The sequence below is a fragment of the Myxococcus sp. CA039A genome (assembly GCF_013336645.1).
Classification (GTDB): Bacteria; Myxococcota; Myxococcia; order Myxococcales; family Myxococcaceae; genus Myxococcus; species Myxococcus llanfairpwllgwyngyllgogerychwyrndrobwllllantysiliogogogochensis.
In genome coordinates this window covers 22,187-33,514 of the sequence record NZ_JABUMQ010000089.1, presented here as the reverse complement: position 1 = coordinate 33,514, position 11,328 = coordinate 22,187, and the positions used below count along the sequence as shown (strand labels likewise).

The 11,328-nt window shown below is 68.6% G+C and carries 8 protein-coding genes; 2 read left to right on the top strand and 6 right to left on the bottom strand.

The window, feature by feature from the left end; genetic code table 11:
* Positions 1-192: alcohol dehydrogenase catalytic domain-containing protein (locus tag HR086_RS16835; RefSeq protein ID WP_174466132.1), on the bottom strand; the 192-nt coding region annotated here is incomplete at its 3' end.
* Between the two features lie 252 nt (positions 193-444).
* On the opposite strand from HR086_RS16835, the gene HR086_RS16830 reads away from it, so the two are divergent.
* Positions 445-3,231 carry an FG-GAP-like repeat-containing protein gene (locus HR086_RS16830; protein WP_254626354.1) on the top strand — a complete coding sequence of 929 codons (2,787 nt, stop codon included), beginning with the start codon at positions 445-447 and terminating at the stop codon, positions 3,229-3,231.
* Between the two features lie 103 nt (positions 3,232-3,334).
* Here HR086_RS16830 and HR086_RS16825 read toward each other — a convergent pair whose 3' ends face one another.
* The 4 genes from HR086_RS16825 to HR086_RS16810 all read right to left on the bottom strand — a co-directional run bounded on the left by HR086_RS16825 (position 3,335) and on the right by HR086_RS16810 (position 8,398).
* The gene (locus tag HR086_RS16825) at positions 3,335-4,948 is read right to left on the bottom strand and encodes a tetratricopeptide repeat protein (protein ID WP_174466130.1); all 1,614 of its coding nucleotides are present in this window, start codon (positions 4,946-4,948) and stop codon (positions 3,335-3,337) included.
* A 26-nt stretch (positions 4,949-4,974) separates the two neighbouring features.
* Positions 4,975-5,346, bottom strand: a complete 372-nt coding sequence (locus HR086_RS16820; RefSeq protein ID WP_174457997.1) for a hypothetical protein — start codon at positions 5,344-5,346, stop codon at positions 4,975-4,977.
* Between the two features lie 92 nt (positions 5,347-5,438).
* On the bottom strand, positions 5,439-7,391 hold the full coding sequence (locus HR086_RS47965) for a DUF4157 domain-containing protein (protein ID WP_217441841.1): 1,953 nt from the start codon (positions 7,389-7,391) through the stop codon (positions 5,439-5,441).
* A gap of 182 nt (positions 7,392-7,573) precedes the next feature.
* Entirely contained in the window at positions 7,574-8,398 is an 825-nt protein-coding gene (locus tag HR086_RS16810) for a DnaJ family molecular chaperone (protein ID WP_254626353.1), read from the bottom strand.
* A 523-nt stretch (positions 8,399-8,921) separates the two neighbouring features.
* Between HR086_RS16810 and HR086_RS16805 the strand changes: the two genes are divergently transcribed.
* Complete coding sequence (locus HR086_RS16805; protein WP_174466129.1) at positions 8,922-9,959, top strand: hypothetical protein; 1,038 nt, start codon at positions 8,922-8,924, stop codon at positions 9,957-9,959.
* 87 nt (positions 9,960-10,046) lie between these two features.
* Here HR086_RS16805 and HR086_RS16800 read toward each other — a convergent pair whose 3' ends face one another.
* Positions 10,047-11,327: a hypothetical protein gene (locus HR086_RS16800; protein ID WP_174463339.1), complete on the bottom strand. Its 1,281-nt coding sequence runs from the start codon at positions 11,325-11,327 to the stop codon at positions 10,047-10,049.
* Between the last annotated feature and the right edge of the window lies 1 nt (position 11,328).

Sequence of the window (11,328 nt, the reverse complement as noted above, 5' to 3'; positions counted from 1 at the left end):
CTCGTGACCGAGCACCGCCGGAAAGGGGAACCTCCCCGCCCCCGCCCGGTAGGTGAGGTCCGTGTGACAGATGCCACTGGCTGTCACTCGAACCCGCAGCTCACCCGCGCCAGGCCTGTCCAGTTCGACCTCGTCGAGAATGAACGGCCCACCCACCGCTTGAACCAGCGCCGCACGCACCGGAAGACCCATGGGGCCGCATTATTGGCACTTTGCCAACGAAGCCGCCACCGACCCCCAACCCAATGGCAGGCGCCCCCCTGAAACACCTACTCCGAGTTCAGTTCTGACTCACTTGCGGTGATTTCTTACAGTCCCCTATAGAACGGACTCACTGGAAAAACAAACCAAGGACGGAACATATCTATGACAAGCACGCCCCAAGGGAAGTGGATGTGGCACGCGAGACAGTGCGCTCGGCTGTCGGTCACAGGACTTCTGGCGTTGGCCGCCAGGGGTGAGGCCGCGCTCCCCGTCTCGCCGGAAGCCGGGTCGCCAGGCGAGGTCGCCGCGCTGGCGAACGGCCAGTGCCAGGTCCAGCCCCCCTTCGACCCGAACTTCGAGCCGGAGCTCGAGTGGGCCTGGAGTTCGAGCACCGTCATGCCGACCCACGTCCAGGTGATGATGACGCCCATCGTCGTGGAGGTGAACGGGGACGGTGTCCCGGACGTCGTCTTCAGCTCCTTCGAGGGCAGCAACTACACCACCAATGGCGTGCTGCGAGCGCTGAGCGGCGCGGATGGCAGCGAGCTGTGGACGGTGACGGACCCGGCCCTGCGCGTGCGCGGCGCCGCGAGCGTGGCGGGCGCGGACATCGACGGGGACGGACTGGTGGAGCTGTGTGCCATCCCGGAGAGCGGCGCGGGGTTGCTCTGCTTCGAGAACACGGGTGCCTACAAGTTCCGGACGACGGCTTCCCAGAATAGCTGGGGCGGTCCCTCGTTCGCGGACCTGGACGGCGACGGCACGGTGGAGATCCTCAACGGCCACCACGTCTTCCGCAACACCGGGGCGCTGAGGTGGGCGGGCACGGACACCAACAACGGCCCCCAGGGTCCCATCTCGTTCGCGGCGGACATCGACGGTGACGGACTGCAGGAGGTGGTCAACGGTCGGTCCATCTATCGCCACACCGGCGTCCTCAAGTGCCGGAACACCACCATCGGCAACGGGCTTTCGGGGGTGGGCAACTTCGACGCGGACTCGAACGGGGAAATCGTCGTGGTCAGCGGCGGCAGCGTCCATCTGATGGATGACGACTGCACCCTGCTCTGGAGTCAGACGATTCCCGGGGGCGGCAGCGGTGGCGCGCCCAACATCGCGGACTTCGACGCGGACGGGCTGCCGGAAATCGGCGTGGCGGGCGCCAGCCGCTATGCCGTCTTCGAGTCCGACGGCACCGTCAAGTGGGCCAGCCCCACCCAGGACAACAGCTCGAACGTGACGGGCTCGTCCACCTTCGACTTCGAGGGCGACGGCCGCGCCGAGGTCGTCTACGCCGACGAGGTCCGCCTGCGCATCTACGACGGCGCCACGGGCACGGTGCGCTTCGAGGTCGCGCACGCCTCCGGGACGACATACGAGAACCCCCTCATCGTCGACGTGGACGCGGACGACAACGCGGAAATCGTCGTCGCGTCGAACAACTACGGCTTCCCGGGGCCCGCCGGCATCCGCGTGTTCAGAGACCGCAAGGACGGCTGGGTGAACACGCGTCGCATCTGGAACCAGCACGCGTACTCGGTCACGAACGTGAACGACAACGGCACCATCCCCGCGCACCCCATCGCCAACTGGCGCACGCCGGGGCTCAACACGTTCCGCGCCAACAGCCAGGGCACGGGCACCACCAGCCCCTACGCCGCGGCCGACGTGACGGTGACGGAAATCACCTCGTCGTGTGACACGACCAACGGGGCGCTGACCCTGCATGCCCGCGTCACCAACCAGGGTGACGCTGCGACCTCCGCGGGCCTGCGCGTGGCCTTCTACCAGGGTGACCCCACCTCCGGCGGCACGCTGCTGGGCGTGGGCATCCTTCCCACCGTGCTCTCCGCTGGTAACAGCGCGATGGTGAGCGCGACGCTCGCCTCGGCCTCTGGAGGAAACACGGTGGTCTTCGCCCGGGCGGACGATGACGGCACCGGCACGGGCCGCGAGACGGAGTGCATCGAGACCAACAACGCGGGCAGCGCGCCCGTCAGCCTCACCTGCATCGCCATCATTCCGCCCGTGGCCCTCTGCCGCCACGTATCCGTCAACGCGAGCGCCACCACCTGCTCCGCACCGGCGAATGTGGACAACGGAAGCTATGACCCGAACCAGCACCCCGGGCCCTTCTCCGTGTCGCAGTCGCCAGCGGGCCCCTTCGGCCTTGGAACACACTCCGTCACGTTGACGGTCTCCGACGGGCAGGACACCGACACGTGTACGGGCACCGTCACCGTGGTCGACGTCACCCCGCCGGTCATCGCCTGTCCGCCCGAGCGCATCGTCGAGGCCACCGGGCCTGGCGGAGCCTTCGTCACGCCCGGGGCGGCCACCGTCTCCGACGCCTGCGGTGCGCAGGCCAGCGGTCCGGCCGCCGGCACCTATCCGCTTGGAACGACGGCGGTGACGTACACGGCCACCGACGCCGCGGGCAACAGCGCGTCCTGCACCACGGCCATCCACGTGGTCGACTCCGCGGGCACGCCGCCCAGCCTCATCATGTGCGATGTGCCGCGCTACACGTCCGCCGCGCAGGTGAAGGCGTGCGGCTGGGCCACCGCCAGCCCTGGTGGTGCCCCCATCAGCGTGGTGCTGCTCTCCATCGACGGGGGCGCGCCGGTGCGCCTCACGCCTGACGCCGGAGGCGGACACGTCGTCCAGTGGTTGAGCCTGGCGGAAGGACACCACACGCTCACGCTCACGGTCATCGCCACCGATGGACGCATCGCCATCGCGAGCCGGCAGGTGACGGTGGACCGCACCGCGCCCCTGCTTCGCGTCGTCGCGCCGAATCCCGGGGAGGCGCAGCCGCGGACGGTGAACGTCATCACCGAGGTGACGGACCTCACGTCGGTCCAGGTGACGGCCAACTGGGTCAACTCCACCACGGTGGGCGCGGGGACGAACCTCGCGACCATCCCGGTGACGTTCTCCGGCCCCGGCTCGCATCTGGTCCTGATTAGAGCCACCGACGCCGCGGGCAACACGGCGGAGCGGGTCATCCAGGTGCTGGTCGAGTAGTGCTGTCCCGGGCGCTCCGTGGAGAAAGTGGGCCACGGAGCGCCTGAGTCCGCCCCCCCTCGGCACAGGCGGGAGGGGGCGCCCTATCGCTCTCGCGAGGTCCCTAGCGCGGCGCCTGTCCCTCGCGATAGTGCTTGAGGCAGTCCTTATCCTCGAGGCTCGCGCAAATCTGACTGAGCAGGGTCAGCCCTCGTTCCTGGCTCGGATTCGCTCGAAGGGACTCGTCGAGCCAACGAAGCGCCTCCTGACTCCGTCCGGCCCGCGCATGGTAGGCCGCCATGACTCGAAGGAGGCCCGGGTGTCGTTGCTTTCGCAGCTCGGTCTGGAGCTTTTCGAAAGCACGCGCCGGAGCGGACTCGACCTCGTGGTCCAGCCTTTCCACCGTGGCATGGATGGGGTTCACCGCACGGGACCGCGAGAAGCATGACTCCGCGCGCTCCGGCATTTTCAAGTCCAGGAAATAGTGCCCGCAGAGCGCGAGGCTCGCTGCACCCTGCTCTCGCTCGAAGTCCTTCATGAGCTTGATCCACGCCGCCCGGGAACGGGCTTGCTCGAGCGATGACGTCGCCACCGGTCCGAATTGCGGGACCCGCCCCCAGGACTGTATCGCCTCCCCGGGCCGCCCCAGGGACTGAAGGATGAGTCCTTCGAGGAAGTGACCTTGCGGGATCCGCGAGTCGTTGGCGATGCTCGTGCGAACGTGCGCCAGGGCCTGGACATCGTCACCTTGGAGGTAGAGCAGCATGGCGAGGTAATAGGGACCGGCCTTCCTCGACCCCATCGCCACGGACTGCTTGCAAGCCGCGAGCGCATCCTCCTGCTTCCCCAGCATGTGCAGTGCGGCGCAGCGATTCGTCAGCAGCGCGCTCTTGTTCGTGACGTCACCCCGGACGTCCGTCAGCGTCACCGTCGCGAGCGAGGCCGCGTCGAGCGTTTTCAGCGCCCCCTGTGCGTCCCCGAACCCGAGTTGGATGGTCACGAGGCCTACAATCGCGTCGAGGTTGTCCGGGTCGTGCTTCAGTATCGCCTCGTAGACACGAACCCCGGCCGGCCCGTCCATCAAGTGGCCCAGCAGCCACCCGCTCGAAAGATTTGGAGCCATTGGCTCTTCGACAGCCGTACGCAGCTCCTCCAGGGTCTCGATGCCAAACTTGCGCTGGAGTCGAGGAAGCACCATCTCCACGGCGGACGTCGTCAACGGCACGGTCGAAGGCGCCTCCGGCTTCGCCTCCGTGAAGCGGAAGCGAACCTGATGTGGCTTTCCCGGCGGACACTCCAGGTCGTAGATACGGAGGTCCTCTTTGATTAAGCGCCTTCGGCGGAGTGCGTTGATGGGTTGTCCCCGGCACACCACCCCCGTCAGCCAGCTATTCGCAACCCCCATATGCGCAACCTGCAGGGCTGCCTGGGTCGACGTGCCCAGGGACGCGATTTCCGCCTGACGCTCGGATGAAAGCTTGGGAAAGAGGGCGATGAGCCCGAGCGCCGCATCTTCGTTGTCGGTCGGCGACACCACTTTCTTCATCAGTGCGGTCGCGAGTTCATCCGAGGTCTGGGTTGAAGTTGGAGAACCGGTACCACGCTCCGGCGGTGCGGCAGCCACCCCTGCGGCCCCGCCAAGTATGAGCGACGTCAGGAGGGCCCGCAGCGAGCGCGGCAACCAGCGAGAGGAAAGGGAGAAGGGCATGAACTGGCATCCTAGGGCGGCTTCATGCAATCCCTCACTCCTTTCCAAGACCACCCTCACTCAGCGGGCGCGCCGAGCAGCTCCTGGATGCGTGAGGCATTGACGGGGTCCCTGCCCCGCGCGGCCTCGAGCGCCGCGCGGCCCTGCTCCTCGTCTCCGGCCAGGCGCCAGGCACTCCAGGCATTCGCGTAACAGACACGCCGGTTGTAGGCCATGACGTCCCAGGCGGGCGCGCCCTCTTCCTGGAGCAGCGGCTCCGAGGCGCGCAGGAAGTCCCGGGCCGCGCTGGCGTAGTCGCCCGACTCGTATGCGGCGACGGCCTGCTCGTAGACTCGCTCGGAGGCCTCCTGGCGCGCCGCGCGCTCGGAGGCATCCGCATCCGTGCCGGTGGGATAACCCAGGCGCTCTTCCAGCAGGGGCGGCCCCATGTCTTCCTCCTTCGTCCAAGTGGCTCGGTGCCCCTGGCACGCCACGACCGGGCAGAACACGACACCCATCAGGGCCAGCAAGAGCGCGCGACTCACTTCGTGTAGTCGCCGTTCTGGAAGAAGTCGTGGATGGGCAGGTAGTTCGTCTGGAGGAAGGCCGGATTCGTGAGCCACAGCGAGTAGGCCTCCGCGTAGAACTCCTCGGGACTGTGGGGCCAGTTGTCGCGGGCGTACTTCGTGAAGGGAACGATGTTGTGGGCCTTCACCACGTCCACGAAGCGCTGCAGTCGCAGCGAGCGCCCTCGGGTATGGGCGAGCTCACGGGCCGCTTCCCTCCAGGCATCCTGCGAGGTGAGCACCGACGCATAGGTCACGAGCGCGGGGTTCGCCGCGTTCGCGGTCCGCAGCGCGTCACGTGCGGCGGTCCGCGCGGAGAACGCGGCGAGCAGGGTCTTGTCCAGCGCGTCCAGGTCGCTGCTCGCCGGAGCCTGCGCCACGTAGGCATCCAGGGCGGCGACGGTGGCGGTGATGGCGGAGCGGAACGCGGCACTCTCCGTCTGGTCCGCGGGGGCGAAGGCCGCCGCGGCGGTCGTCGCGGTGGTGAGCTCGGCCTGGGCCTGCGTGCGCTGCGTGCTCAACGCGGTCTTGAGCAAGGCGATGGTCGCGGCTGGGACCTGGACGGCATCCAGCGCGGTCTGGCGTGTGCGGACGGTCCGGAGCGCCCGGTCATAGGTCGCCCGCTGCGCAACCACCGTCGGCCGGAGCGACTGCGTCTCCGACTGGCGGCCCGCGACCCGTGCACGCTCGTAGCGCTCCACGGTTGGATTCAGCGCCGCGACGGCTTTGTTCTGGTCCACGACGGCCTCCGCGTGCCGCGCATGCAGCGGACGCGCGACCTGGACCTCCACGGCGTGACCGACCTCGTGAAGGATGGTTCCATAGCTGGCGGGCCGGGGGTTCGCGGCCTCTCCCAGGAAGCGGGTGTTCGCGGCGAACGCACCATCCGCCAGCTTGAGCGTGGCCCGGCTCGGTGGTGCCGTGGAGCCCTGCGGCACCGCGCCTCCCCTGGAGAACTCGCCCGCGCGTCCGTTGGGGAGCGCCTGCATGCGCACCAGGTCGACGTCCTTCAAGGCCGCGACATCCGTCGCGGGCAACAGGGCGAGGGCCGCGGCCACATCGCTCAGATGGGCGGCGGTCCAGGTGCTGTCACCATTGACGACCTTGAGGCCAAAGGTCGTGGTGAGGTGCGCATTCACCACGGGGTCGGCGAGCTGTGGGGACTGTGGGACAGCGGCCCTGGAGAGCAGTTCGATCCGGGCATTGCCCGTGGCGTCGATGGCGACGCGCACCAGTCCCCTGGGTGAAGGAGTCGTGCTGCCCGGCGGCGGTGGCCACCCCAGCGGGACGGACTGGGTCAGCACCGTGTCCCAGCGGTCCCTGCGGCTCATCTGCCACAAGAAGTACTGAAGGAAGATGAGCGCATCGACGCTCGTGCCAGCACCCGACACGGTGGCACTGAGGATGTCTCCCTTCTTGATGCGCGCGTCGAGCAGTGCCCGGGTGCTGGCGACGGTGTGCCCCGGAGGAAGCGGACTGGAGGTGTACTCCGTCAAATCGAAGAGGGGCGCGCGAAGCACCACGGCCGGACTCCGAGGAGCCCCCGCTGCGTGCGCCAGCTCATGCCACAGCAGCTCCCTCCCCGCGGGAGTCTGGGGCGCGTACTGCCCCGCACGGAAGACGACGTCCCTGCCAGAGGTGAACGCGCGCGCGCCCGCGGCCCGTGCGAGGCGATGCGCTTCCGGACCGTCATGCAGCTTCACCGAAGCCAGCGAGCCACCGAAGCGCCGCTCCGCATCAGCCCGCAGGGCCGGAGGCAGCGGCTGTCCCTGATGCCCCCGGAGCGCGCTCTCCAGCCCCGTGGGCGCCCTCGCCTCACAGCCGCTCCCACCGACAGGAGGAAGGAGGCTCAGCTTTCCGAAGTCGTGCCCCAGTCCGGAGGGCGTGCCACTCACTGGCTCCAGCTCCGTGCGTGGCGCGGGTGGCACCACGTTCGCCCAGGAAGCGCCCCCGGACACTTTCGACGAAGAATCCGTCGAACCCTCCCAGGTCCTCTTTGACTGGCGTGCCATGCCAAAGACTGTGACACCTGGATGGATTCAGGCGCAAATCAATCACCCTGGAGGTCGAGCCGAACGAACTCCAATGTCAGACATGCCACGGCGCGGCTTCAGGGGCGCGACTGCTTCCGCACCTGCTCCCAGGCCTCGATGATGCGGCGCGTTTCTTCCTGGGCCAGGGCCTGAAGCTTCGGCCCCAGCTGGGCGACCTTGTCCGGATGGTATTGCGCCACCAGCGCGAGGTACGCCCGCTTCACGTCGGGCAGTGGTGCGCCGGGTGAGACCCCGAGCACTTCCCACGCGGTGGGAGGTGTCTCGGCGGGTGGCTCGACGGGCTCCTCGGGCTCCTCGGGAGGAACCTCGCGCGCCTCGTCTCGAGGTCGAGGCGCCTCCGCCTCACCCACCGGGTCGAAGCCCTCCGCGCAACCCGCGCACAGCAACCGCTCCTGAGCCTCACCACCGTCCTGGGTGACGACGCGGACGTCACAGCAGTCGCCGCACACCACGTGGTGACACCGCTCACAGCGCGCGGCCGACGCGGCCTCCTCCAGCCCCACTCCACACCTGGGACAGTCGTCGGGGAGCGGGGCCTCTTCTCCGCAGCGCACGCAGAACGCCCAGCCCTGGTCGAGCCGCACCTCACACTCGTCGCACTCCAGGCTCCCCTCATGCTCCCAGTGCTTCTCCTCGCCGCACCAGGGACAGAAGGGCATCAGCCACGCCAGCTTGCCCGTGCACTCCGGAGCATCACAGTCGAAGTCGAGCCGATACCCACGGGCGACGGGCCTCGGCGCGTTCTCTTCCTCGAACGACTCGCCACACGCCCAGCAACAGTTGAAGTCCCGGTGGGAGGGCGCGCCACAGGCCTCGCAAGAGGGGTTGCCGTGCTCACTCTTCCAGGAGACCTCGTCGCCACACGTCGGACAGAACGCCATGCATGGCTTCACGTCACCGTGGGTGCAACTTTCCCGTGCGGTTCGTCTCGCGCGCTCACGCTGTCCGCGCGGCGCGGGAAAGGGCGGTGTCTCACCCCGGTCCATCAACACATCCCACAGGCAGGAGCGACACACCCGCCCCTTCACCTGCACACCCGCCTGAGCCGAAGTGCCCGCGCGTGCCCGGAAGTCCGTCGCGTCAAGGACTTGCGTGCTGAGACACGTCTCACACACAGCGTCGCCACATGACTCACAGCGTCCCGCCAGGCGCCGGCTGCCGAAGCCCAGCAACCCGGCCGTCAGCGTCTCCATGCAGCACGGACAGGCTCGCATGCACTTCCTTCACCGGGAGAGGCCCCTACATGGAGCCCGTAAGTGGACGGCCCTCCTGCATGCCCGAGTCCAGAGACGAGGTCCAGAAAGCAACCCCTCACTCCGACATGTCACAAAAGCTTGGATTGTCAGTGACCCATGCGACTGGTGTATGGGGGACGCCTCACGCCACACCCCTGAGGAGTCATCCATGCGTCGTCTCGGTTCAGCCTTGCTTTCCGCCAGCCTGCTGGTCGGCTGCGGTCCCACCACGTCCCCCGAGCCTTCCTCCGAACCGTCGTCGACGGAGGCGCCCAAGGACCAGGTCGCCCCCCTCACGACGACCAATGTCGACCTCGCGCCCGAGTGCCAGGGCCTGCTCACCTTCGTGAACACCGCCGCGCCCGCGACGCTGGACGCGTATCTGCCCAGCGACGTCGTCCTCAACCTCGTCAGCCGCCGCTCGACGGCGCCCTTCGTGACGTTGGCGGAGGTCTCCGGCGTCCACCTGGTCGGCCCGGTCCGCCTGACGCAAATCGAAAGCGGCGCGCGCTCGCTGGGCTACATCACCAGCAGCTGCGTGGGCATCATGGACGAGCTCGCGCTCTCCACCGATGACGCCGCGGCGGTGGTCTCCCTGGTCAACACCGTGAACGCCGGCACGCTGTACGCCATCCTCCCCTACGCGTGGAATGGCGCCACGCAGCTGCTCGGACTGCGCCCGTTCACCTCGGTGCAGGCCATCTCCAACGCGTCCGGCATCGGCGCGGCGAGCCTGCGCACCCTGCGCAACGCCGCCACCCAGGGCTACGACCTGGAGGTCCTCGTCTCCACGGTGAACGCCGTGCCGGAGAGCAACTGGACGGTGAAGATGGACCTCTCGTTCGACATCGAGGACGTGATGGCGGGCGCGCACGGAAATGACCGGCTGGACTACGCCACGTGCTTCGGCATCGACCCCGCCACCTTCCCGAACTCGCGCTTCACCAACCGCCCGAACCTGGCCAACGCCGCCGAGGTCCACAGCTACGTCGCGAGCGCCGCCAGCACCGCCCAGTACCACGGGCAGATTCCGGCCAGCATCGTCACCAACGGCCTGTCGGACCTGGACTCGCGCATCGCGGGCGGCACGTTCAAGGGCTGCCACCTCGGCTACGACGACGGCCCCTGGGCCGGCATCCAGGTCCACTTCTTCGTCAACGTCGCCACCGGCTTCCGCATCCTGACCGTCCAGCACTGGGTGGAGTGATTCACCCCTGAAGTCCCCCCAGGCCCACCTCACCGGGCCTGGGGGCTCCGGTGCGAGAAGCGAGGGACCTCGCGCATGCGGACGGCTTCAGGTCTTCGCGTGCGTGGGGTTCGCGCCCGCCTTCTTCGTGCTCCTCGCACCGCCTGGACCCCTCTTCGGGCTCGCGCGCTTCGCGGTGGGGCGGGAGGTCTTCGCCGCCGCGGACCGCCCCGAGGTCTTCCGTCCCCGCGCGGGGGCGTTCTTGCGCGGGACGCGCGCCTGCTCCGCCACCTCGGGCGTACCGCCACTCCTGGCACGGCTGACCCTGTCGCCGACCGACTTCGTCACGCCGCTGAGCGACTTCCTCGCCCGGGCGAGGACCTGACTTTCACCAATCGAGTGGGACAGCGACTTCACCTTGCCGGACGCCGAGGACAAGGCACGTCGCTCGCGGTCCGAGACCGGGAGCAGCGCGGCTCCCGCGATTCCCGCGGCCAGCGTGGTGAGTCCTATCGCGACCGCATGCGCCCCCATCTGGTCCGCGGCCCATGTTCGGGCCTGGCCCGCTCGCGCCTGAATCTCCCTTCCGCTCGGCACCCGCTCGCGCAGGTGCTCCATGGTCTGCCGGCCTCGCTCACCAACCTTCTGGACGGCCGCCCGAGCGCGCTCGCTGACCTTGCGCGAATCGGCGCCCGAAATCCGACGTCCCAAGGCAGAGGGGCCATCCAGCCCCTTCCGCCCCGACTTGCTCGCCTGCGCCTTGGCCATCATGTTCTCCCTGGTTCCGTTCGCCCTCGGAGCCGACGTTCGCGCCCTTGAAAAAGCTAGGGATGGCAGGCCCTCACGCAACACACCTCCCCGGGTGAGGACCGCTGGCACGAAGAAGAGTCGCTGCATCCCGAGCCCCACGCCCGCCCACAAACCACCGCGCGTGGCCAGCGCGACGGCCGTACTGCCTTTCGGGCCGCGGGCCCACGCCACGCCCGCCTTGACCAGGGTCACCGCGCCGCCGAGCGCCAGGCCAGTCCTCCCTTTCTTCAGCCGCTCGAAGGCTTCACGGTCCTCGAAGAGGATGACCTCGGAAGAAGTCTGTCCCCCCAGTTGCACGCCAAGCGTCAACTGGACCAGCGCCGAGTACCCCACCAGTCGCCCCCGCACGAAGACCTCGCCCAGTCCCCAGACACCGCCGAGGACCACGCTGCCCTGTCCCAGGGAGGGGAAGACGACGCAGGCATGGGCGCGGGCTCTCGCCCGGGCGAACTCGGGCGAGCGCGCTTCCAATCCGCGCAGCGTCGCCAGGACGTCCCGGTGAAGCCGCCCATGAACAGCCAACTCCTTGCGCGCGAGCGCCAGCACCCGCCGCGCGAGATTGACGAGCGTCTCTCGCATG